The 21,043-nt window shown below is 74.9% G+C and carries 20 protein-coding genes and 1 pseudogene; 10 read left to right on the plus strand and 11 right to left on the minus strand.

Annotated elements, in window-relative coordinates; genetic code table 11:
• Positions 1-521: WD40/YVTN/BNR-like repeat-containing protein (locus ACFW1I_RS22945; RefSeq protein WP_384672902.1), on the plus strand; the 521-nt coding region annotated here is incomplete at its 5' end.
• Positions 522-549: 28 nt separating this feature from the next.
• On the opposite strand, the gene ACFW1I_RS22950 is transcribed toward ACFW1I_RS22945, so the two are convergent.
• A complete protein-coding gene (locus tag ACFW1I_RS22950; RefSeq protein WP_384672905.1) occupies positions 550-2,211 on the minus strand; it encodes an amidohydrolase in 1,662 nt (553 codons plus the stop codon).
• Positions 2,212-2,274: 63 nt separating this feature from the next.
• Positions 2,275-3,741: a purine-cytosine permease family protein gene (locus ACFW1I_RS22955; RefSeq protein WP_384672908.1), complete on the minus strand. Its 1,467-nt coding sequence runs from the start codon at positions 3,739-3,741 to the stop codon at positions 2,275-2,277.
• 260 nt (positions 3,742-4,001) lie between these two features.
• Here ACFW1I_RS22955 and ACFW1I_RS22960 point away from each other — a divergent pair, with 260 nt between their 5' ends.
• Positions 4,002-4,559, plus strand: a complete 558-nt coding sequence (locus tag ACFW1I_RS22960; RefSeq protein WP_384672910.1) for a TetR/AcrR family transcriptional regulator — start codon at positions 4,002-4,004, stop codon at positions 4,557-4,559.
• 25 nt (positions 4,560-4,584) lie between these two features.
• Here ACFW1I_RS22960 and ACFW1I_RS22965 read toward each other — a convergent pair whose 3' ends face one another.
• A complete protein-coding gene (locus ACFW1I_RS22965) occupies positions 4,585-5,460 on the minus strand; it encodes a 3'-5' exonuclease (protein ID WP_384672912.1) in 876 nt (291 codons plus the stop codon).
• A gap of 49 nt (positions 5,461-5,509) precedes the next feature.
• Positions 5,510-6,967 (minus strand): dihydrolipoyl dehydrogenase family protein, encoded by a 1,458-nt coding sequence (locus ACFW1I_RS22970; protein WP_384672913.1) that lies wholly within the window; start codon positions 6,965-6,967, stop codon positions 5,510-5,512.
• A 111-nt stretch (positions 6,968-7,078) separates the two neighbouring features.
• Here ACFW1I_RS22970 and trxA point away from each other — a divergent pair, with 111 nt between their 5' ends.
• Positions 7,079-7,447: a thioredoxin gene (gene trxA, locus ACFW1I_RS22975; RefSeq protein ID WP_351106275.1), complete on the plus strand. Its 369-nt coding sequence runs from the start codon at positions 7,079-7,081 to the stop codon at positions 7,445-7,447.
• 77 nt (positions 7,448-7,524) lie between these two features.
• Here trxA and ACFW1I_RS22980 read toward each other — a convergent pair whose 3' ends face one another.
• The 3 genes from ACFW1I_RS22980 to ACFW1I_RS22990 all read right to left on the minus strand — a co-directional run bounded on the left by ACFW1I_RS22980 (position 7,525) and on the right by ACFW1I_RS22990 (position 10,206).
• Complete coding sequence (locus tag ACFW1I_RS22980; protein WP_384672916.1) at positions 7,525-8,712, minus strand: thiolase family protein; 1,188 nt, start codon at positions 8,710-8,712, stop codon at positions 7,525-7,527.
• 160 nt (positions 8,713-8,872) lie between these two features.
• Positions 8,873-9,142: a hypothetical protein gene (locus ACFW1I_RS22985; protein ID WP_384672919.1), complete on the minus strand. Its 270-nt coding sequence runs from the start codon at positions 9,140-9,142 to the stop codon at positions 8,873-8,875.
• Positions 9,143-9,159: 17 nt separating this feature from the next.
• The gene (locus ACFW1I_RS22990) at positions 9,160-10,206 is read right to left on the minus strand and encodes a LacI family DNA-binding transcriptional regulator (protein ID WP_384672921.1); all 1,047 of its coding nucleotides are present in this window, start codon (positions 10,204-10,206) and stop codon (positions 9,160-9,162) included.
• A gap of 156 nt (positions 10,207-10,362) precedes the next feature.
• Here ACFW1I_RS22990 and ACFW1I_RS22995 point away from each other — a divergent pair, with 156 nt between their 5' ends.
• The 3 genes from ACFW1I_RS22995 to ACFW1I_RS23005 all read left to right on the plus strand — a co-directional run bounded on the left by ACFW1I_RS22995 (position 10,363) and on the right by ACFW1I_RS23005 (position 13,437).
• A complete protein-coding gene (locus tag ACFW1I_RS22995) occupies positions 10,363-11,631 on the plus strand; it encodes an MFS transporter (RefSeq protein ID WP_384672923.1) in 1,269 nt (422 codons plus the stop codon).
• Between the two features lie 79 nt (positions 11,632-11,710).
• Positions 11,711-11,914, plus strand: a complete 204-nt coding sequence (locus ACFW1I_RS23000) for a hypothetical protein (protein ID WP_384672972.1) — start codon at positions 11,711-11,713, stop codon at positions 11,912-11,914.
• Positions 11,915-12,009: 95 nt separating this feature from the next.
• Positions 12,010-13,437, plus strand: a complete 1,428-nt coding sequence (locus tag ACFW1I_RS23005; RefSeq protein ID WP_384672925.1) for a flotillin family protein — start codon at positions 12,010-12,012, stop codon at positions 13,435-13,437.
• 157 nt (positions 13,438-13,594) lie between these two features.
• Here ACFW1I_RS23005 and ACFW1I_RS23010 read toward each other — a convergent pair whose 3' ends face one another.
• A complete protein-coding gene (locus ACFW1I_RS23010; protein WP_384672927.1) occupies positions 13,595-13,765 on the minus strand; it encodes a hypothetical protein in 171 nt (56 codons plus the stop codon).
• Positions 13,766-13,854: 89 nt separating this feature from the next.
• The gene (locus tag ACFW1I_RS23015) at positions 13,855-14,685 is read right to left on the minus strand and encodes a TIGR02452 family protein (RefSeq protein ID WP_384672929.1); all 831 of its coding nucleotides are present in this window, start codon (positions 14,683-14,685) and stop codon (positions 13,855-13,857) included.
• Between the two features lie 210 nt (positions 14,686-14,895).
• Here ACFW1I_RS23015 and egtA point away from each other — a divergent pair, with 210 nt between their 5' ends.
• Genes egtA through egtD form a run of 4 tightly spaced genes read left to right on the plus strand, consistent with a single transcriptional unit; the run spans position 14,896 to position 19,218 of the window.
• Positions 14,896-16,158 carry an ergothioneine biosynthesis glutamate--cysteine ligase EgtA gene (egtA, locus tag ACFW1I_RS23020; protein WP_384672931.1) on the plus strand — a complete coding sequence of 421 codons (1,263 nt, stop codon included), beginning with the start codon at positions 14,896-14,898 and terminating at the stop codon, positions 16,156-16,158.
• Positions 16,155-17,504 (plus strand): ergothioneine biosynthesis protein EgtB, encoded by a 1,350-nt coding sequence (gene egtB / locus ACFW1I_RS23025; RefSeq protein WP_384672934.1) that lies wholly within the window; start codon positions 16,155-16,157, stop codon positions 17,502-17,504. The genes egtA and egtB overlap by 4 nt, the downstream gene beginning before the upstream one ends.
• Positions 17,504-18,256 carry an ergothioneine biosynthesis protein EgtC gene (gene egtC, locus ACFW1I_RS23030; RefSeq protein ID WP_384672937.1) on the plus strand — a complete coding sequence of 251 codons (753 nt, stop codon included), beginning with the start codon at positions 17,504-17,506 and terminating at the stop codon, positions 18,254-18,256. The genes egtB and egtC overlap by 1 nt, the downstream gene beginning before the upstream one ends.
• The gene (gene egtD, locus ACFW1I_RS23035; RefSeq protein WP_384672939.1) at positions 18,253-19,218 is read left to right on the plus strand and encodes an L-histidine N(alpha)-methyltransferase; all 966 of its coding nucleotides are present in this window, start codon (positions 18,253-18,255) and stop codon (positions 19,216-19,218) included. Before egtC ends, egtD begins: the two co-directional genes overlap by 4 nt.
• Here egtD and ACFW1I_RS23040 read toward each other — a convergent pair.
• Both ACFW1I_RS23040 and ACFW1I_RS23045 read right to left on the minus strand, forming a co-directional pair.
• Positions 19,113-20,163: pseudogene (locus tag ACFW1I_RS23040) on the minus strand (lysophospholipid acyltransferase family protein). The gene egtD and the pseudogene ACFW1I_RS23040 sit on opposite strands and share 106 nt — an antisense overlap.
• Positions 20,160-21,011, minus strand: a complete 852-nt coding sequence (locus tag ACFW1I_RS23045; protein ID WP_384672942.1) for a GNAT family N-acyltransferase — start codon at positions 21,009-21,011, stop codon at positions 20,160-20,162. The pseudogene ACFW1I_RS23040 and the gene ACFW1I_RS23045 overlap by 4 nt, the downstream one beginning before the upstream one ends.
• Between the last annotated feature and the right edge of the window lie 32 nt (positions 21,012-21,043).

A 21,043-nucleotide genomic window follows, 5' to 3' on the forward strand; every position in this document is an offset into this window, starting at 1 on the left:
GGGCGCTGACCCCCTCCGCATGCGTCTGGTTCATCCTCCCCACCCCCTCCGCCGCGCCCGGCGGACCGGTCTACGGCTACGACAGCACCAACGGCCGGCTCCGGGTCACCCGCGACCGGAAGGAGTGGGAGGACCGGGCCGCGCTCCGCGCGCTCGACATCGCCGTCTCGCCGACCGCGCCGGACACCGTGCTCGCCACCACCGAGACCGGCGTCGCCCGCAGCACCGACGGCGGCAGGACCTTCGTGCCGGGGGCCGGGCAGGTCCTCGCGCACGTCTCCTGGGGCGCGGCGGACGCGCTCTACGGGGTCTCCCCGGACGGGGTCCTCTTCCGTTCCGGGGACGGCGGCACCGCCTGGACCCGGATCGGCGCCGTGCCCGGCGGACGCCCGCAGGCGCTGACCGCCGTCGACGGGCGGCGGCTGTTCGTGGCCACGCAGGACGGGGTGTACGAGTCCGGGGACGCCGGCCGCGCGTTCGTACGCCGCATGGAGGTGGCGTCCGGCTCCGACGGGCACTGAGCGCGCAGCCGCACGCCCCCGGTCGCCGTCATCCGGCGGCCGGCACGACGACCTCGCCACCGACGACGACGGTCTCCGCGACCGTGCCCGGGATGTCCTCCGGGGCGATCCGCAGGATGTCCCGGGAGAGGACCACGAAGTCGGCGAGCTTGCCCACCGTGAGCGAACCCCGCTCGTGTTCCAGGAAGTTGGCGTAGGCGGAGCCCATCGTGTAGCCCTCGACGGCCTCGGCGACGGTGAGGGCCTGCTCTTCCGTCCAGGGCTCGCCGCCGGCGAGCGGGCGGCGGGTGACGGCGGCGTGGATGCCGACCATGGGGTCCATCTCGGCGACGTTCCAGTCGCTGGAGAGGGCCAGCACCGCGCCGGCGTCCCGCAGGTCGCGGAGCGGCCACGCCTTGTGCCAGCGCTCGGGACCGACGTTCTCGGCCCAGTCCTGGCCGGGTCCGGCGATGTCGGGGGCGGCGTGCCGGGGCTGCATGCAGGCGACGACGCCGAGCGCGGCGAAGCGCGGGGTGTCGGCCGGGTCGAGGCATTCGACGTGGACGACCTGGTGGCGGGCGTCGCGCGGGCCGTTGGTCACGCGCGCGTGGGCGACGGCGTCGAGGACGGTGCGGATGCCGCGGTCGCCGGTGGCGTGCACGAAGCACTGGAAGCCGCGCGCGTCGAGGCGGGCGAGCAGGCCCGCGAATTCCTCGGGCGGGTAGAAGGTGTCGCCCCGGTGGTGGGTGCAGCCCGCGTACGGCTCCAGGAGGGCGGCGGTGCGGGGTTCGACGACGTCGTCGATGTACAGCTTCAGCGGGCCGACCCGGAAGCGGTCGTCGGCGTGCTCCCGGGCCGCCGCCTCGAAGGCGTCGAGGTCGGCGTCGGTGGTGCCGCGCGGGTGGAAGAGAGCGGCGACGATCCGGGAGCGGAGCCGGCCCTCGGCACGCGCGCGCGTGAAGAGGGCGAGGTCGTCGAGGGAGTTCTGGGGTTCGACGACGGTGGTGATGCCGAAGCGGACGGCGTCGTCGAGGCTCTTGGCGAGGCGGCCGTACTGGCGGTCGGGCAAGGCCCAGGGCACGCCGAGGGCGCGCAGGGCGCGGTGGCCGTCGCGGGAGAGGCCCTTGACGGCGAAGTCCTTGACGAAGCCGATGGGTTCGCCGGTGGCGGGGTCGGTGACCGCGCTGCCGAAGGGGAGGTCGGTGTGGTCGCGGTCGACGCCGAGTGCGCGCAGGGCGGCGGTGTTGAGCCAGGCGGTGTGGACGTCGTAGCTGAGGACGAGGGCGGGGGTGTCGCCGGTGGCGGGGTCGAGGTCGGCGGCGGTGGGCATGCGGCCGCCGGGGATCGCGGAGTAGTCGAACGCCTCGGCCTCGATCCAGGCCGCGTCGGGGTGGGCGGTGTGCCAGGCCCGCACGCGCGCGTGGATCTCGTCGAGGGTGCGGGCGCCGGCGAGCTGCACACAGGCGTCGTCGGAGCCGAGCCGGACGTGGTTGTGGGCGTCGACGAAGCCGGGCAGGACGAGCCGTCCGGCGGCGTCGAGGCGGCGGGTGGCGGGGCCTGCCCAGGCCGCCGCGTCGGCGTCGGCGCCGAGCCAGACGACGCGCCCGTCCCGTACGGCCATCGCCTCCGCCTCCGGCTGCGCGGGATCGACGGTGTGGATGCGGGCGCCGGTGAGGAGCAGGTCGGCGGGGGCGGGGGCGGTGCCGTTCATGCGGGGTGCGTTCCTTGTCGTACGGGAGGGGTGGCGGTACGGGACGGGTGGCGGCGCCGGTGGTCAGGCGGCCGGGTGCGGGACGGCGGTGCGGCGGGCCAGGAGGACGTACACGAGCGCGGCGACGGGGGCGCCGAGCAGGGTGAGGTCGGCGCCCCCGAGCGGGGCGACGAGCGGGCCGGTCCAGAGGGCGGAGTCGCAGGTGAGGGCGGCGAAGAGGCCTCCGGCGAGGAGCGCGGCGGCGCCGGCCGGGTGCCAGCCGGAGCGGTACCAGTAGGCGCCGCCGGGGTCCGTGCGGTGCAGGGCGTCGGCGTCGTACCGGCAGCGGCGCATGACCATGTCGGCGAGGAAGACGCCGCCCCAGGGGGCGAAGACGATGATCAGGAGGGAGAGGAAGGAGAGGAGGGACGTGGTGAAGTCGGTGAGGAAGAGGGCGCCGAGGGAGCCGGCGGCGGTGACGGCGGCGCTGACGGCGAGGGCGCGGGCGCGGGTCCAGGGGATGCCGAGGACCTGGAGGTTGAGGCCGGAGGAGTAGAGGGTGATGACCGAGTTGGTGACGGAGCCGCCGAGGACGAGGGCGAGGAAGACCGGCCGGAACCAGCCGGGCAGCAGGCTCTCGGCGCCGGCGACCGCGTCGGTCATGTCGGTGCGCGTGGCGGCGGCGACGCCGGCGATGCCGAGGGCGACCGAGGAGAGGAAGCCGCCGAGGGCGCCGCTGACGGTGACCGCCCGCAGGCTGGTGGTGCGGGGCAGGTAGCGGGTGTAGTCGGCGGGCATCGGGACGTACGAGAACGGGCCGGCGAGCATCACCACGAAGGCGAGGCTCCAGCCGGCGGCGCCGGGCCCGGTCGCCGGGGCGGAGGTGTCGGCGCCGGGCACCAGGAGGACGACGAGGACGCCGAAGCCGGCGGCGAGGACGTACGCCATCCAGCGCTCGGCGAACTGGACGGTGGCGTGGCCCCAGAAGGAGATCGCGAAGGTCAGGGCGAGGGTGACGGTGAGGGCCAGGGCGCGGGGCGCGGCTCCGCCGGTCCAGCCGAGGGCGGCCAGGAAGGCTTCGAGGGCGAGGGTGCCGACGACGGTGTTGACGATGGTGTAGCCGATGCTGACGACCCAGTTGAGCGCGCCGGCGGGGCGGTTGCCGCGGGGGCCGAAGGCGGCGCGGGAGAGCACCAGGGTGGCGGTGCCGGTGCGGACGCCGCCGAGGCCGGCGGCGCCGATGGCGAGGAACGAGAGGCCGCCGAGCACGACGACGGCGGTGGCCTGCCAGAAGGAGAGGCCGAAGGCGACGGCGAGGGCGCCGTTGATGACGTAGGTGAAGGTGAGGTTCGAGCCGAACCAGACCCAGAAGACGTCCTTGGCGCTGCCGTGGCGCTCGGCGTCGGGGATGGGGTCGATGCCGTGTCCCTCGACCTGGAAGACCTCGTCCTTGGTGACCGTCGTGACCGTCGTGGCGGATGTGACGGATGTGGCGGTCGTGGCGGTGGCGGTCGTCTCGTCGTCGAGCACCTCGCGCTCCTCTCTTCGCATGCCTGAACCCCTGCCTTGATCTCTCGCGGAGCCGAACGTCGGGTCGGACGTCGGGCCGGATCTTGAATGGCGTTCTAAGTTCTTGAACGGCATTCAAGATGAGTGACGGGTTCCGGCCACGTCAAGACCCCGGCCGCGATCCGGTTAAGGTCGGGGGCGTGCGTCGCGGGCGTACGAGGACGGGCGGAGCGAGGGAACGGGGCAGGGCGACGGTGGCAGGGGCGGCACGGCGGCGCGACGGGCACGTCACGCAGGAACGGATGCTGGAGGAGGCCATGGCGGCGATCGCCGAGGACGGCCTCGCCTCCCTCACGATGTCGGCGCTGGCCGAACGGCTCGGCACCAGCGGCGGCCACATCCTGTACTACTTCGGCTCCAAGGACCGGCTGCTGCTCGCCGCGCTGCGCTGGAGCGAGGCCGCGCTCGCCGACGAGCGCCGGGCCCTGCTCGCCCGGCGGACCACCGCCGAGCGGAAGCTCGACGACTTCCTGCGGCTCTACCTTCCGCGCGGCCCGCGCGACCCGCGCTGGACGCTGTGGATCGAGCTCTGGGCCAGGACCCCCGGCAACCCCGAACTCCGCGAGGCCCAGCGGGAACTGGACGCCGACTGGCAGCGCGACCTGGAGTCCCTGCTCGCCGCCGGCGCGACCCGCGGCCGCTTCGCCCCGCTCGACGCGACCGCCCGCGCCTCCGAACTCCTTGCCCTCCTCGACGGCCTGAGCACCCGTGTCGTCCTCGACCAGGACCCCGCGCCCGACTCCCGCCCGGCCCTGGAGGCCGCCCGCGCCGCGGCTGCCCTGCTCGTCCCGCGCGCCTGACGCCCGCTCGCCCCTCGGCGCCCGCTCACTCCTCGACGGGGGCGACCGCCTCGAACGGCCAGGCGGGCGCGTCGGGGTGACGCTCCATCTGCTCCGCGTACCAGAGGACCTGCTCGGTGTGGAGCGCCGGCCGGGAGAACCGCGCGACCGCCGGATACGCGGCGGCCACCGCGACCGCCACCCCCAGCGCCGCCACGGCGTCGGACGCCGGGTCGCCCGGGCGCTCGTGCGCGACGCCGTACCAGGCGGCGACGGCGGACAGCGACCGCCGGCCGGACCGGTAGCGGTCGGCGTGCCGGTCGAGGACCAGCGGGTCGCAGACCGGGGCGACCACGCCGTCCGGGAGGCGGTCGGCGAGCGGGGCGAGACCGTGGCGGAGGAGTTCGGCGTGGAGGGTCGTCAGGACGTGCGGGGCGTACCAGACGACGAGGAGTTCGCGTCGCGCGAGATGGTCGGCGAGGACGGTGGCGAGCTCTTCGAGGGCTTGGGCGGGTGGGACGGGTGGGGCGGGTGGGACGCGCGAGGTGGGTCGGACATCGGATCCGATATTCGTCTTCTGGATATCGGATCCGAGATCCAGTACCCAGTCCCGCGCCACCCCGTCGCTCCCCCGCACCGCCGCCGCCATGATCCGGTCCCGCTCCGGCCGGTTCCCGGTCGATCCGATGTCCAGGGAGAGCAGCCGCCGCCGGTGCCAGCCCGGATGGTCACCGGCCGGCGGCGGCCCCGCCACGGGCGCGTGCTCGCGGTGGTACACCTCCCAGCCCCGGGCGCCGTGCCGGAGCACGCCGCCGCCCGCCGGAACCGGCCCGCCGCAGCGGGCGCACACGGCGTCGTAGGCATTGGCGCGCTCCTCGGGACTCCCAGGACTCCCGGGGTCCCCGGGGTCCCCGGGGTTCACGGGCTCCCCAGGGCTCACGGGATTCACGGGGCTCATGCGGGGCTCGGGCTCACGCCGGGTCGGCGCCGTCCCGGTACGCCTCCAGGAGACGCAGCCAGACCTCGCTGAGCGTGGGGTACGAGGGGACGGCGTGCCACAGGCGGGAGACGGGCACCTCGGCGGTGACGGCGACGGTGGCGGCGTGGAGCAGCTCGCCGACGGCGGGGCCGACGAAGGTGGCGCCGAGGAGCACCTCGCGGTCGAGGTCGACCACGAGTCGCGCTGCGCCCCGGTAGCCGTGGGCGTAGAGGCCGGCGCCGGCGACCGAGCGCATGTCGACGTCGACGGCGCGGACCCGGTGTCCGGCGCGTTCGGCCTCGGCGAGGCTGAGGCCGATGGCCGCGGCCTCCGGGTCGCAGAAGACCACCTGGGGGACGGCGGCGTGGTCGGCGGTGGCCGCGTGCGGGCCCCAGGGGGCGGTGTCCTCGGACCGGTCCCCGTTCGCGCGGGCGGCGATGGCGGCGCCCGCGATCCGCGCCTGGTACTTGCCCTGGTGGGTGAGGAGCGCGCGGTGGTTGACGTCCCCGACCGCGTAGAGCCAGTCGGTGCCGGTGACGCGGAGGCTGTCGTCGACGTCGAGCCAGGAGCCGGGTTCCAGGCCGATGGTCTCCAGGCCGATGTCGTCGGTGCGCGGGGCGCGGCCGGTGGCGAAGAGGACCTCGTCGCCCTGCACGGTCTCGCCGCCCTCCAGGACCACGGTGACCGGGCCGCTGCCGCCGTCGCGGACGACCGCCTCGACCGAGACGCCGGTGCGCACGTCGGCGCCGCGGGCCCGCAGGGCCTCGGCGACCCGCTCGCCGGCGAAGGGCTCCATCCGCGGGAGCAGCCCGTCGCCGCGGACGAGCATGGTGACGTGGGAGCCGAGGGCGTGCCAGGCGGTGGCCATCTCGACGCCGACGACACCGCCGCCGACGACGATCAGGCGCCCGGGCACCCGGTCGGCGCTGGTCGCCTCGCGGCTGGTCCAGGGGCGGGCGCCGGAGAGACCGGGCAGCGGGGGCAGGACGGCGCGGCTGCCGGTGCAGACGGCGACGGCGTGCCGGGCGGTCAGGACGTGGTGCTCGCCCTCGGGGCCGTCGACGGTGACCCGGCGGGGCCCGTGCACGCGCCCGTGCCCGCGGTAGACGGGTACGCCGATCGAATCCAGCCAGTCGACCTGGCCGTCGTCCTTCCAGTGCCCGACGGTCTCGTCCCGGTGGGCGAAGACGTCCAGCGCGTCCAGGGGCCCGTAGACCGCCTCGCGCAGTCCGGGGACCTTGCGGGCGTCGGAGCGGGCGAGGACCGGCCGGAGCAGGGCCTTGCTGGGCATGCAGGCCCAGTAGGAGCATTCGCCGCCGAGGAGTTCGGCCTCCACGATCGCGGCGGTCAGACCGGCGGCCCGCACCCGGTCGACCACGTTCTCCCCGACCGGTCCCGCCCCGAGGACCACCACGTCGTACTCGTGCTCGTTCTCCACCGTTCGCGTCATGGGGACCAGTCTGGTGGGTAGGGGCCGGAATAGCACGGCGCGAAGGTCCGTTGTGCGGGGCGAGTCCCCAGGGGACCGTAAGGACACCAGCGGAGACGGAGAGGCGGCAGCATGAGCACCATCGAGCTCACCAAGGACAACTTCGACGAGGTCGTGAGCGGGAACGACTTCGTACTGATCGACTTCTGGGCGTCCTGGTGCGGTCCGTGCCGTCAGTTCGGTCCGGTCTACGAGGCGGCGTCCGAGCGCCACCAGGACCTGGTCTTCGCCAAGGTCGACACGGAGGCGCAGCAGGAGCTGGCCGCCGCCTTCGAGATCCGCTCGATCCCGACGCTGATGATCGTCCGGGAGAACGTGGCGATCTTCGCGCAGCCGGGCGCGCTGCCGGAGGCCGCGTTGGAGGACGTCATCGGCCAGGCCCGGAAGCTGGACATGGACGAGGTCCGCAAGTCGGTCGCCGCGCAGCAGCAGGCGGAGTGACGCGGACGCGCCTCGCGCGGTGAGAGAGCCCCCGCTCCGGCGGGGGCTCTCTCGCGTCCGCGCGCGTGGGGGGGGTGTCAGCGCTCCAGGACCAGCGCCAGGCCCTGGCCGACGCCGATGCAGAGGGCCGCGAGGCCCGTGCCGGAGCCGGCGGCGGCGAGCTGGTGGGCGACGGAGCCGGCGAGGCGGGCGCCGGACGCGCCGAGCGGGTGGCCGAGGGCGATGGCGCCGCCGCGCGGGTTGACGACGGCGGGGTCGAGTTCCGGCCACTCGGCGAGGCAGCCGAGGGCCTGGGCGGCGAACGCCTCGTTGAGCTCGAAGGTCGTCAGGTCGGCGAAGGAGCGGCCGGACTTGGCCAGGGCGCGGCGGACGGCCTCGACCGGGCCGAGGCCGAAGAGCTGGGGCTCGATGCCGGTGACGGCGGAGGCGCGGACGCGGGCGAGCGGCTCGCGGCCGGTCTCGCGCAGCCCGTCCTCGTCGACGAGGAGGAGGGCGGCGGCGCCGTCGTTGAGCGGGGAGGCGTTGCCGGCGGTGACGGTGCCGCCGTCGGTCCTGAAGGCCGGCTTGAGGCGGCCGAGTGCCTCCAGGGAGGTGTTCTCGCGGACGCACTCGTCGCGGTCGAGCTCCGCGCCGGGGTACGGGACGACCTCGCCGTCGTACAGGCCCTTGGCCCACGCCTCGGCGGCCTTGCGGTGGCTGTCGAGGGCGAAGGCGTCCTGCCGGTCGCGGCCGATGCCGTGCCGGTCGGCGACGAGTTCGGCGCCCTCGCCCAGGGAGACGGTCCACTCGGCGGGCATCCGGGGGTTGGTCATGCGCCAGCCGAGGGTGGTGGAGTGGAGCTGCTGGTGGCCGGCGGGGAAGGCGCGCTCGGGCTTCTGGAGGACCCAGGGGGCGCGGGACATGGACTCGACGCCGCCGGCGATCGCCACGGAGGCGTCGCCGAGGGCGATCGCGCGGGCGGCCTGGATCACGGCCTCCAGGCCGGAGCCGCAGAGCCGGTTGACGGTGACGCCGGGGACGGTGGCCGGCAGTCCGGCGAGCAGGACGGCCATGCGGGCCACGTCGCGGTTGTCCTCGCCGGCGCCGTTGGCGTCGCCGAAGTAGACGTCGTCGACGCGGGCCGGGTCGAGGTCCGGGGTGCGGTCGACGAGGGCCTTGACGACATGGGCGGCGAGGTCGTCCGGCCGTACGGAGGCGAGGCCGCCGCCGAACTTCCCGATCGGGGTGCGGACGGCGTCGACGATGTACACGTCGCGGATGCTCATCGGATCTCTCCCGGGTGACCGGCGGAACGACTCTGTTCGCCTGGTGAAAGAAGTTTCGCGCTGGTGCGCGCGCAGAGTCTGGGCCCACGGGTCCGCCCTGTCAACGGCACCCCCTCCGGGCCTGCCCAGCGCACGGCGGGGAGGGGCGGCCGGCGCCCCGTCACCCCGTCGTCGCGTCCCTCACCAGCGCCACCAGGCCGTAGTCCAGTTCGCGGCCGTCCACCAGGAGGGCCTCCACGGTGCCGGTCTCCGGGTCGATGTCGGCGACCAGGCCGTGGCCCTCGTAGATCGGGTATCCGGACTCCCCGTGGCGGCCGGTGCGCTCCACCACGGCGGACCGGACCGCGCTGTCGGCGACGCTCGCGCCGCCCCGGTCCTCGACGTGCCGGGGGACCAGGAGGATCTCGTAACGGTTCGGGTGAGTGCTCATGCCCCGACGCTAAGCGCTCAGCTGGACTCCCGCCGGATGACCCGCGAGTCCAGGAGGGAGCGGCCGCCCGCGCCGCCGGGGACGCCGTTCACGGCGTTGTCGACCAGCTCGGCCAGCTCGCGGCCGGGCATCATGTCGATCCGGACGGTGCTCAGGCGCGGGCGCAGCAGGCGGCCGAGGAGGAGGTCGTCGGCCCCGCCGACGGCGGTCTCGTCGGGCACGGTCGTGCCGGCGTCCTGGAGGGCGCGCATGAGGAGCATGGCGTACTCGTCGTTGTAGGCGAAGACGGCGTCGAGGGCGAGGCGGGGCCAGCGCGCGGCGAGCTCCTCGGCGGACTCCTCGGTGTACGACAGGGGCAGGGGTACGACGGTGGCGCCGGCGGCCTCGGCGGCGCGGCGGGCGCCCTCCAGGCGCGGCCCCGAGAACATCCCGAGGCCCGGCTCCTCGGGCACGACGACGCCGATCCGGCGGCGGCCGGTCGCGATCAGGTGCTCGACGGCGGCCCGGCCGACCTGCGGCTGGTCCAGGACGAGGGAGTGGGTGCCGTCCGACGGCCCGGTCCCGACGGTGATGACCGCCTTGACGCCGGAGCGCTTGAGGATCTCCACGGCCCCGGGCGTCACCTCCACCTCTCCCGTCGAGACGACGGCGGCGGGGCGCAGCTCGGCCCAGGCGCGGGCGGCGTCCTCGGGGGCGAGGCCGACGCTGCCGTACTGGACGACGGTGTAGTCGAGGCGGCGCAGGGCCCACTGGAGGTCGTGGTGGAAGCGGCTGTAGAGCGGGCCGACGGGCACGTGCGCGATGGGCAGGAGGACCATCCGGCTGTGGCCGGCGCGCAGGGTGCGGGCGGCCGCGTGGGGGACGTAGCCCAGTTCGCGGGCCGCCTCGCGGACCCGTTCGCGGGTCGGTTCGCTGATGCGGACGGCCGAGGTGTTGTTCAGGACGTAGCTGACGGTGGCCCGGGAGACGCCGGCGAGGCGTGCCACGTCCGCGCTGGTCGGCACGGCACGGACGGGGGTGCGGCCCGGGGGGCCGTCGGCAGGCTGTTCGATCGACTGACTCATCGCTTCGGCATCTTTCCAGAACAATCCGGCGCAGGGTCTGGCGGATGGCCGGATTTGAGTGCTACACAATGCTGACACGCGTCACTGACACGTGTCACTACCCCGAAATCATCCGCTTCCCGCCCCCTCACCGGGCGTTCTCCCCTGGAGGGCAACGTGGCCCTTTCCTCCCCCGGAACCGGAGCCGGTACGGGCTCCGACTCCGTCGCCGGCCCCGGCTCCCCCGCCGCCCCCCGCCCCACCCGCGGCCTGCTGCCGCTGCTCCTCCTCGGCAACACCTCGATGTACGCGCTCTACATCGGCGTGCCCGGGCTGCTGCTGGCGCTCCAGATCGAGGCCATCGACCCGGCCGAGAAGGTGGCGAACTTCGGACTCGTCTCCGGCATATCCGCGATCTTCGCGACGGTCTTCAACCCGGTCGCCGGGGCGCTCTCCGACCGCTCGGGCCGCCGCAACCCGTGGATCCTGGCCGGCGGCCTGCTCGCCGTGCCGGTGATGCTGCTGCTCGGCAGCGTGGACACGATCCTGCTGGTCACCATCGCCTGGTGTCTGGGGCAGGCCGTGATGAACGTCTACCAGGCGGCCATCACCTCCGTGGTGCCCGACCGGGTGCCGCTCGCCGCGCGCGGCAAGGCGTCGGCGGCGGTGGGCCTCGGCCTGCCGATCGGCTCCACCATCGGCGCCCTGGTCGGCGCGGCCTTCTCCGACGACTTCCGGACGGGCTACCTGGTCTTCGGCGCCGTGGTCGCCGTCACCTCCGTCGTCTTCACCTCGCTCGCCCGCGAGGAGCGGATGCCGGCCAGGGCCCCGATGCCGGTCCGGGCGCAGATCGCCGCCTTCGGCAGCGCCCTGAAGGACCACGACTTCCGCTGGGCGTTCATCGGCCGCGCCCTGCTGGTCCTCGGCTACTTCGCGGTGGCCGGCTTCCAGCTCTACATCCTCAAGGACCACACCGTCCTGCCGGCCGGGCTCTCGGCCGAGGAGGCCGTCGCCATCCTCATGCCGGTCAACTCCGTGGCCATGGTGGTCTCCACGGTCCTCGGCGGCTGGCTGTCGGACCGTTTCGACCGCCGCAAGCTCTTCGTCGGCGCCTCGGCGGTGCTCGCCGCGGTCGCCCTGCTGATCCCGGCGGTCTCCACCAGCTGGACGGCGATGCTCGCCTTCTCGATCGTCAACGGCCTCGGATTCGGCTGCTACATGGCGGTGGACACGGCCCTGGTGACGATGGTCCTGCCGAAGGCGGAGGACGCGGCCCGCGACATGGGCGTCCTGAACATCGCCAACGCCGGCCCGCAGATCGTGGCGCCGTTCGTCGCCTCCGCGGTGGTCTCGATCGGCGGCGGCTACACGCCCCTGTTCCTCGTCGCGGCCGTCCTGTCCGTCCTGGGCGCCCTCGCGGTCCGGCCGATCCGCTCGGTCCGCTGATCACCGGGGAACGCAACCTCCTCCGGACGAGCCGGTTCTGACGTACCGTTCGGACATGGACGAGTCGATGGACAGCTCGATGGTGGGACTGCTCGGCCGGGTGACCGGGACCATCGGCCCCGGGCTCGTCGGCGAGGTGATCCTGCGGATCCGCGGCGGAGCCGAGCACTTCCTGGCGTACGCCGCCTCCCCGAAGCAGCGGATCGAGGTCGGCGCCCTCGTCACCGTCGTGGAACACCTCCCTCCGCGCACCGTCTATGTCACAGCCGTGTACGACGTCTGACACGACGTGCGGCACGACCGTTGAGCCGCGGCCGCCCCGGGCGCACACTCCCTTCACCGGATCCGCACGGCTCCGGTGAAGGGGGAGTCCATCCCATGGGCATCGGCATTCTGGCGGGCGCCGTCGTCGGCTCGCTCGTCGTCCTGATCGTCCTGTTCAAGATGATGTGGCGGGTCGCGGAACCCAACGAGGCGCTCATCATCTCCGGTTCCAACCACAAGAACGAGGGCCTCGGCGAAGGCATGGGGTTCCGCATCGTGACCGGTCGCGGCACCCTCGTGCTGCCCGGCGTGCAGGCGGTGCGGAAGCTGTCGCTGGACCTCAACGAGACCCAGCTGCAGGTCGAGTGCGTCACCCACCAGGGCATTCCGCTCAAGGTCCGCGGTGTGGTGATCTTCAAGGTGGGCGACGACTTCGTGTCGATCGCCAACGCGGCCCGCCGCTTCCTCGACCAGCAGAAGCTGATGAGCGAGCGGGTGCACATCGTCTTCGCCGGCCATCTCCGCGCCATCGTGGGCGGGTTGACCGTCGAGGACATGATCCGTGACCGGGAGAAGCTGACCGGGCAGGCCCGTTCGGCCTGTGGCACGGAGATGGAGAAGCTCGGTCTGATCGTCGACTCGCTCCAGATCCACGAGATCGAGGACCCGACCGGCTACATCAGGAACCTCGCCGCCCCGCACGCGGCCGCCGTCCAGCGCGACGCCCGGATCGCGCAGGCGGAGGCCAACCGGCGGGCGACCGAGGCCGAGCAGCAGGCGGCCGCCCGGATGTCGGAGGCCACCCGCGACAGCGAGATCCTCCAGGCCGGCTACCAGGCCGAGCGGGACCAGGCCAGCGCCCGGGCCCGGCAGGCGGGTCCGCTCGCCGAGGCCGCCTCCCGCCAGGAGGTCGTCGTCCAGGAGACCCGGGTCGCCGAGCTGGAGGCGCACCGCAAGGAGCAGCAGCTCCAGGCGGACGTCCGCAAGCCGGCCGACGCGATGGCGTACGAGACGCGGACGCTCGCCGAGGCCGAGCGCGACGCCCGGATCTCGGCCGCCCAGGCCAAGGCCCGGGAGACCGAGCTGGCCAGCGCCGCGGCGGCGACGGCCACCCGGGTCACCGGTGAGGCCGAGGCCGCGGCGACGCACGCCAAGGGGCTCGCGGTGGCCGAGGCGGCCCGGGCCAAGGGCCTGGCCGAGGCGGAGGCCATCAAGGCGCGGGCGGCGGCGCTCGCGGAGAACCAGGAGGCCGTGGTCGCGCAGCAGCTGGCCGAGCGGTGGCCGGAGATCGTCGAGGCGGGCGCGTCCGCCTTCGGCAACGTGGACCAGATGGTCCTGCTGAACGGCGCCGACGGCATGGCGGACATGTTCGCCAAGGCCCTGACCATGGGCGGGACGGGCCTCGGCCTCGCCCGCCGGCTCCTGGCCGACATGGGCCCGACCGGCACCGACCGACCGGCGGCCGCCCCGACCGTACCGGCCGCTCGGGGCGGCGAGGAGGAGGTGACGGCGGTGGAGATCACCGTCGGCGACGACGCGTGAGATCCGTGCGCGGTACGTGTGTGAGGGACCCGCACGGTACGCGTGACGGCCCGAGCCCCGCGCCGTACGCGTGAGGGACCCGGTGCGAAGGAGGGGCCCGGTGCCGTGATGGCACCGGGCCCCGTCCCGTATCCCCGCCACCCCCGTGCCCCCGCGGTCAGTTGTGCCCGAACTTCCGCTCTCTGCGGTGGGACGGCGTCTCGATGACGGACCGCGGCGCCTCTGCCGCGGCGGGGCTTCCGCCCTTCTCCTTGGCGGACGCGGCCTCGCGGTGCTCGTGACCGCCCGTCCGGGCGCCCTTGTTCACCCGGGTCTGTTTCTTGCCCACGATCGTGCCTCCCGTACGACGGCTCTCGGACGCGAATCCGTGTCCTTTCAGGCTCGCACGGGAGTACGAAGTGCGCATGGCGGGACGGATCAGGCGGAGGGCTCCAGGACCCGGCGGAACGCGGCGAGGGTCGGGGCCCCGGAGGCGCGGTCCAGGACGGCGAAGACGATCTCGTCGAAGTGGCCGGCGAACCGTCCGTCACCGGTCAGCAGCGCCTTGAAGGCACCCGCCACGTCGGCCGGGTCGTTCCGGAAGACGCCGCAGCCCCAGGCGCCGAGGACGATCCGGCGGTATCCCTCGGCGGCGGCCGTCTCCAGGACCCGCTCGGCGCGGGAGGCCAGGGCGGCGGGCAGCCGGTGGGCCTGCTCGGGGTTCCGGCGGCGGACGACGCCGGCGTTCGGCGCGGGCGAGGTCAGGAAGCCGACCGTGAAGGGGGCGGCGAGCAGGGCGCCCCGGTCGTCGCGGAAGACGGGCACCCGGGGGGAGTGGATCACCCGGTCGGTGTAGAAGGTGTCCCGGTCCCCGCGGTGGTGCTCGTAGTACGCGGGGGCGCGGAGCAGGGTGGCGTGGAGCGCGGAGGAGCGGCAGAGCGCCTCCTCCTGGGCCTGGGCCCCGTTGAGGTAGCCGCCGCCGGGGTTGCGGGCGGAGGCGAAGTTCAGGACGGCGACCGGGCCGCCGGGGTCGGCGGCGGTCATCCGGCGGGCGGCGGCGAGGCTGCTCTCGCCGGTCACCTCGATCCGGCCCGGGCGGTCGGTGCCGGGGGTGACGGGGACGGGCTCGGGCCCGTAGAGACGAGTTCCGGCCAGGGCGGCCGCGAGGTCCTCGTGGAGGGAGACGGTCCGCCCGTCGGGGGCGGTGTAGGAGCCGGCGGCGACGATCGCCTCGGTCTGCCGCGCGATCTCGCGCAGTCGTGCACTCATGCCCGCAGGATGATCGTTCCGGCGCGACCTGGACAAACGGTTTTCCCTTGCCCGTGGCCACCGGGCCGAGCGGCGATCTTCGGACGTCCGGGGGCACGGGAGGCGCGCTTGGGGGCGCGGAGGCGCTCTTGCACGCCGCCCGGTGGTGCCTTTAGGTGGAAGGCAGCGGCTTCCCGACCGGTTCCGCGACCAGCACCTGGAGGTGCACGGATGGCGCCCAGCGGCACCCCGCGCGGCGGCCCGCCCCTCACCGAGGAGGCGGCGGAGGACCTGTTGCGCTGTATCTGTTTCAAGACCGGCCCGCCCCGGACGGTGGGGGCGGAGCTGGAATGGCTCGTCCACGACCTGCGCGACCCGCGCGAGCCGGTGCGTCCGCCCCGGCTGGCGTCCGCGCTCGACGCCGTACGGTCCCTGCCGCTGGTGTCGGCGCTCACCTTCGAACCCGGCGGTCAGCTGGAGCTCAGCTCGCGTCCGGCCGGTTCCCTGATGGAATGCCTGGACTCGCTCGCCTCCGACCTGGCGGCGGTGCGGTCCGCGCTGGGTCCGCTCGGCCTGACGCTCAGCGGGTACGGGGTCGATCCCTGGCACGCGCCGCGCGAACGGGTGCTGCGCGAGCCGCGGTACGACGCGATGGAGACCGCGCTCGCCCGGACGGGCCCGGCGGGCCGGGCCATGATGTGCGAGTCGGCCTCGGTCCAGGTCTGCCTGGACGCCGGCCACGAGGAGCCGGGCCCGCTCGGCTATCTGCGCCGCTGGGAGCTGGCGCACCTGTTCGGCGCGGTGCTGGTGGCGGTCTTCGCCAACTCGCCGCAGCACGGCGGGCACCGCACCGGCTGGCGCTCCACCCGGCAGTCGCTGTGGGCGGACCTCGACCCGCGGCGGAGCCTCGCGCCGCCGGCGGACGGCGAGCCGCGGGCCGACTGGACCGCGCACGTCCTGGACACGCCGGTGCTCTGCGTCCGCGCGGAGGAGGGCCCGTGGCTGGTGCCGGAGGGACTGACCTTCCGGGAGTGGCTGCGGACCGGGCTGCCGCGCCCGGCCGACGCCGACGACCTGCGCTACCACCTGACGACGCTGTTCCCGCCGGTCCGGCCGCGCGGCCATCTGGAGCTGCGGATGATCGACGCGCAGCCGGGCCCGGACGGCTGGATGGTGCCGGTGGCGCTGACGACGGCGGTCTTCGAGGACGCGGAGGCGGCCGAGGCGGTGTACCGGGCGGTACGGCCGCTGGCCGCGCTGGCAGCCGGTCCCGAGCCCGCGCCCCGCAACCCGCTGTGGCAGCGGGCGGCCCGCGACGGGCTCGCCGACCCCCTCCTGCACGCGGTCGCCCTCGACGCCTTCGCGGCGGCGCGGCCGGCGCTGCGGCGGATCGGCGCGAGCGAGCGGGTGCGGCGGGCCGTGGACGCCTTCCAGGAACGGTACGTGGATCCCGGGGGCTGCCCGGCCGACGAACTCCAGGTGATGACGTCATGACCGGTACGACCGACACCGGCGCGCACGGCACGGGCACGGCGGTGGACGCGGAGGCGCTGCGGACCCGCGCGCTGGCCGCGCTCACCACCGCCCGGGAGCGCACCCGGCTGCTCACCGACAGCGTGGAGGACGGCGAACTCACCGCCCAGCACTCGCCGTTGATGTCCCCGCTGGTCTGGGACCTGGCGCACATCGGGAACCAGGAGGAGCTGTGGCTGTGGCGGGAGGTCGCGGGCCGGGAGGCGCTGCGGCCCGAGATCGACCCGCTGTACGACGCCTTCGCCCATCCGCGCTCCGAGCGCCCCTCGCTGCCCCTGCTGTCGCCCGCGGAGGCCCGGGCGTACGCCGCCGACGTACGGACCCGGGTGCTGGACGTCCTCGCCGGGGCCCGCATGGACGGACGTCCGCTGCTCGACGCGGGCTTCGCCTTCGGGATGATCGCGCAGCACGAACAGCAGCACGACGAAACCATGCTGATCACCCATCAGCTGCGGAAGGGCCCGGTCGCGCTGACCGCTCCCCCGCCCCCGGTCCACCCCTCGGGCCCACTGCCCGCGGAGGTCCTGGTGCCGGGCGGGCCGTTCACGATGGGCACCTCGGACGAGCCGTGGGCGCTCGACAACGAGCGCCCCGCGCACACCCGTACCGTGGCCGCCTTCCACATCGACACCGTGCCGGTCACCAACGGCGCCTATCTGGCCTTCATGGCGGACGGCGGCTACACCGACCGGCGGTGGTGGCATCCGGACGGCTGGGCGCAGATCCGTGAACACGGCGTCGTGGCGCCGCTGTTCTGGCGGCAGGAGGCCGGGCAGTGGCTGCGCCGCCGGTTCGGGGTGACCGAGCCGGTGCCGGAGGACGAACCCGTCGTCCACGTCAGCTGGTACGAGGCGGACGCCTACGCCCGCTGGGCCGGCCGGCGGCTGCCGACGGAGGCGGAGTGGGAGAAGGCGGCGCGGCACGACCCGGTGACCGGCCGCTCCCGCCGCCATCCGTGGGGCGACGCCGACCCGGGCCCGGAGCACGCCAATCTGGGCCAGCGGCACCTGCGGCCCGCGCGGGCGGGCAGCTACCCGGCGGGCGCCTCGCCGCTCGGGGTGCGGCAGCTGATCGGCGACGTGTGGGAGTGGACGGCGAGCGACTTCCTGCCGTACCCGGGCTTCCGCGCCTTCCCGTACAAGGAGTACTCGGAGGTGTTCTTCGGCCCGGAGTACAAGGTGCTGCGCGGCGGTTCGTTCGCCGTGGACGCGGTGGCCTGCCGGGGCACCTTCCGCAACTGGGACTATCCGGTGCGGCGGCAGATCTTCGCCGGTTTCCGCACCGCCCGCTCCGCGGAGCTGGACTGATGTGCCGTCACATCGCCTACCTGGGCGATCCGGTGGCACTCGGCGAGCTGCTCGTCCGGCCGCCGCACGCGCTGCTGCGCCAGGCGTGGGCGCCGCGCACGCAGGTCAGCGGGGTGGTGAACGCGGACGGCTTCGGCGTCGGATGGTACGCGGACGGGGACCCGGTCCCGGCCCGGTACCGCCGCACCGGCCCGATCTGGGGCGACCTCTCCTTCACGGACCTCGCCCGGGTGGTACGGAGCGGGGCGCTGCTCGGCGCGGTGCGGGGGGCGACGCTGCCGGGCGCGGACGGGGAGGCCGCGGCGGCGCCGTTCGGCTCCGGCCCGTGGCTCTTCAGCCACAACGGAGCCGTACCGGGCTGGCCGGGGGCGCTGACGCCGCTGGCCGCGGGCCTGCCGGCGGCCGAGCTGCTCGAACTGGAGGCGCGGACCGACTCGGCGCTGCTGTGGGCGCTGGTGCTGCACCGGCTGCGGGCCGGTCAGCCGCCCGGTGACGCGCTCGCCGGGACGGTCCTGGCGGCGGCCGAGGCCGCTCCGGAGGCGCGGCTCAACCTGCTGCTCACCGACGGCGACCAGGTCGCGGGGACGGCGTGGGGCAACAGCCTGTGGTGTCTGTCGGGTCCCGGCCGGGTGGTCGTGGCCTCCGAACCGTACGACGACGATCCGGACTGGCGGGAGGTGCCCGAGCACACGCTCGTCACCGCCTCCCGGACCGATGTCGTCCTCACCCCGCTCAAGGAGTTCGCCGCGTGAGCACGTTCCAGCTGACCCGCACCCTCGCCCCGGACGCGGCCGCCGCAGATCTGCGCGCCGACGTGCTGAAGGGGCTGACCCGCTCGCCGAAGGAGCTGCCGCCGAAGTGGTTCTACGACGCGCGGGGCAGCGAGCTGTTCGACGAGATCACCCGGCTCCCCGAGTACTACCCGACGCGGGCCGAGCGGGAGATCCTGGTGGCGCGGGCGCCGGAGATCGCGGCGGCGACCGGCGCCCGGACGCTGGTGGAGCTGGGGTCGGGGTCGTCGGAGAAGACCCGGTTCCTGATCGACGCGCTGCGGCCGGGTCTCGCCGCGTACGTGCCGGTGGACGTGAGCGAGTCGGCGCTGACGGGGGCGGCGGAGGCGCTGCTGGCCGACCGTCCGGAGCTGCGGGTGCACGCGCTGGTCGCCGACTTCACCCAGGGGATGGCGCTGCCGGAGACGCCCGGGCCGCGGCTGGTGGCGTTCCTGGGCGGGACGATCGGCAATCTGCTGCCGGACGAGCGGCGGACGTTCCTGCGTTCGGTCCGGTCGATGACGGAGCCCGGTGACGGCTTCCTGCTCGGCACGGACCTGGTGAAGGACGAGTCGACGCTGGTGGCCGCGTACGACGACGCGGCCGGGGTGACGGCGGAGTTCAACAAGAACGTGCTGGCCGTGATCGACCGGGAGCTGGGCGCGGACGCGGATCCGGCCGACTTCGACCATGTGGCCCGGTGGGACGGGGAGCGGGAGTGGATCGAGATGCGGCTGCGGGCCCGGCACGCGCTGACCGTGAAGATCCCGGACCTCGATCTGGTGGTGCCGTTCGAGGCCGGTGAGGAGCTGCGGACGGAGGTGTCGGCGAAGTTCCGTCAGGAGGGGGTGCGGGCGGAGCTGGCGGCGGCCGGGTTCGAGCTGTCGCGGTGGTGGACGGACGGCGAGGGCCGGTTCGCGTTGTCGCTGGCGACGGCGCGGTAGCCGGCCGGGGCGGGTTGCCGGGGGACGGCGGGGAGCGGCGCGGCGGCCGGGTGGGCGGGGTGCCGCGGGGTGGTGCGCGGGCGTGCGGGTGCCGGCCGCGCGGGCCACGAGGGGTCGACGGCTCGCTGGGCCGCGGCGGCGAGGAGCCTGCGGTCCGGATACTGGATCACGGATATCGGATCCAGTATCCGAATGTCGCCGGCCATTCCCGGCGTCCGCACCACCCGCCACAGCGAGGCGCCCAGCGGGTCCTCCCCCACGTACGCCGCCGCCCCCCGCGGCCGGTAGTCGATCCGTACCGGCTGGACATCGGATCCCGTGTCCACGGCGGCCTGGAAGAGGGCCGGCCGGAACCGACCGCCCGCCCGGCCGCACCAGGTGGAGCCCTCCGGGAAGGCGGTCACCCGGCCGCCCGCCGCGAGCACCCCGGCGACCTCGCGCACGGTGCCGGGCAGCTGGCGCAGCCCGTCGCGGTCGATGAAGAGGGTGCCGCCGAGGGCGGCGAGCGCCCCGAGCACGGGCCAGTCGCGCACCTCCCGCTTGGCGATCATCCGGCCGGGCAGGACGGCGGCGACGAGCGGGATGTCCAGCCAGGAGACGTGGTTGGCGACCACCAGGGCGGGCCGGCCGGGGGCCGGGGGGGTGCCCGGTGACGGACGCCCGCACGCCCACGGCGCGGACGACCGTCCGCGCCCAGAGCCGGACGAGGGCGAGCCTCCCGGGGGCGGGCAGCAGGCCCACCGCCGGGAGGAGGAGCACCCCGAGGAGGACGGTCGCGAGCCCGGCCGCCAGGCGGGCGCAGGCCAGCGGGGCGGGCACGGGCCGGAAGGCGGCGGGGGCGGTCCCGGGGGCCGGGGCGGGGTCCGGGTGGGCCGCGCAGTGGCGGCCGGGGGTGCACGGCGCCGTGGGCAGCCACGGCGACGGGTGCGGGACCGCGCCGTTCACGAGGCCGGGACGAGCGAGAGGAAGTGGCGCAGGTAGCGCGGGTTGGTCCGGCGGAGCGACAGCAGCACGTAGAGGTCGGCGACGCCGAAGTCCGGGTCGTGGGCGGGGGCGCCGCAGACCCAGGCGCCGAGCCGGACGTAGCCGCGGAGCAGGGCGGGCAGCTCGGTGCGGCCCTCGGGGCGGCGGACGCCGTCGGAGTTCCACAGCTTGTGCGGGGTCACCCAGTACTCCTCGGGGGCGAGGTGCTTCGCCTTGACGGTGTCCCAGGTGGCGGCGGCCAGCGTGCCGCCGTCGGCGAGCGGGATCGAGCAGCAGCCGGCCAGCCACTCGTGGCCGGTGCGGGTCATGTAGCGGGCGAGACCGGCCCAGATGAGGGCGATGACGGCGCCGTTGCGGTGGGCGGGGTGGACGCAGGAGCGGCCGACCTCGACGAGGTCGTGGCGGATGGGCGCGAGCCGGGTGAGGTCGAACTCGGTCTCGGAGTAGAGGCGGCCGGCGACGGCGGCCCGCTCGGGCGGCAGGATCCGGTAGGTGCCGACGACCTCGCCGGTGGACTCCTCGCGGACCAGGAGGTGGTCGCAGTAGGCGTCGAAGGCGTCGGTGTCGAGGCCCGGTTCGGGGCCGTCGAGGCGGGCGCCCATCTCCCCGGCGAAGACCAGGTGGCGCAGGCGCTGGGCGGCCCGGACGTCGTCCTGGTCACGGGCGAGCCCCACCAGGTAACGCGGGACGGGCTGCGCTCCGCCGGCCGGGCCGGGCTGCGCGGGGATCGCGGTGGCGGGCTCGATGCCGGCCGGCACGGGGACGGCCGGTGCGGCGGAGTCGGCGAGCGCGGTCGAGGGTGCGGGCATGGCGGTCTCCTCCGGCGTACGGAAGGTGAAGG

Source organism: Streptomyces sp. NPDC058955, from assembly GCF_042741435.1.
Taxonomy (GTDB): Bacteria; Actinomycetota; Actinomycetes; order Streptomycetales; family Streptomycetaceae; genus Streptomyces.

Coding starts and splice junctions, on each gene's coding strand:
- ACFW1I_RS22950 (WP_384672905.1), bottom strand. CDS start 2,211: ATGAACGGCACCGCCCCCGCCCCCGCCGACCTGCTCCTCACCGGCGCC.
- ACFW1I_RS22955 (WP_384672908.1), bottom strand. CDS start 3,741: ATGCGAAGAGAGGAGCGCGAGGTGCTCGACGACGAGACGACCGCCACC.
- ACFW1I_RS22960 (WP_384672910.1), top strand. CDS start 4,002: ATGCTGGAGGAGGCCATGGCGGCGATCGCCGAGGACGGCCTCGCCTCC.
- ACFW1I_RS22970 (WP_384672913.1), bottom strand. CDS start 6,967: ATGACGCGAACGGTGGAGAACGAGCACGAGTACGACGTGGTGGTCCTC.
- trxA (WP_351106275.1), top strand. CDS start 7,079: ATGAGCACCATCGAGCTCACCAAGGACAACTTCGACGAGGTCGTGAGC.
- ACFW1I_RS22980 (WP_384672916.1), bottom strand. CDS start 8,712: ATGAGCATCCGCGACGTGTACATCGTCGACGCCGTCCGCACCCCGATC.
- ACFW1I_RS22985 (WP_384672919.1), bottom strand. CDS start 9,142: ATGAGCACTCACCCGAACCGTTACGAGATCCTCCTGGTCCCCCGGCAC.
- ACFW1I_RS22990 (WP_384672921.1), bottom strand. CDS start 10,206: ATGAGTCAGTCGATCGAACAGCCTGCCGACGGCCCCCCGGGCCGCACC.
- ACFW1I_RS23000 (WP_384672972.1), top strand. CDS start 11,711: ATGGTGGGACTGCTCGGCCGGGTGACCGGGACCATCGGCCCCGGGCTC.
- ACFW1I_RS23005 (WP_384672925.1), top strand. CDS start 12,010: ATGGGCATCGGCATTCTGGCGGGCGCCGTCGTCGGCTCGCTCGTCGTC.
- ACFW1I_RS23015 (WP_384672929.1), bottom strand. CDS start 14,685: ATGAGTGCACGACTGCGCGAGATCGCGCGGCAGACCGAGGCGATCGTC.
- egtA (WP_384672931.1), top strand. CDS start 14,896: ATGGCGCCCAGCGGCACCCCGCGCGGCGGCCCGCCCCTCACCGAGGAG.
- egtB (WP_384672934.1), top strand. CDS start 16,155: ATGACCGGTACGACCGACACCGGCGCGCACGGCACGGGCACGGCGGTG.
- egtC (WP_384672937.1), top strand. CDS start 17,504: ATGTGCCGTCACATCGCCTACCTGGGCGATCCGGTGGCACTCGGCGAG.
- ACFW1I_RS23045 (WP_384672942.1), bottom strand. CDS start 21,011: ATGCCCGCACCCTCGACCGCGCTCGCCGACTCCGCCGCACCGGCCGTC.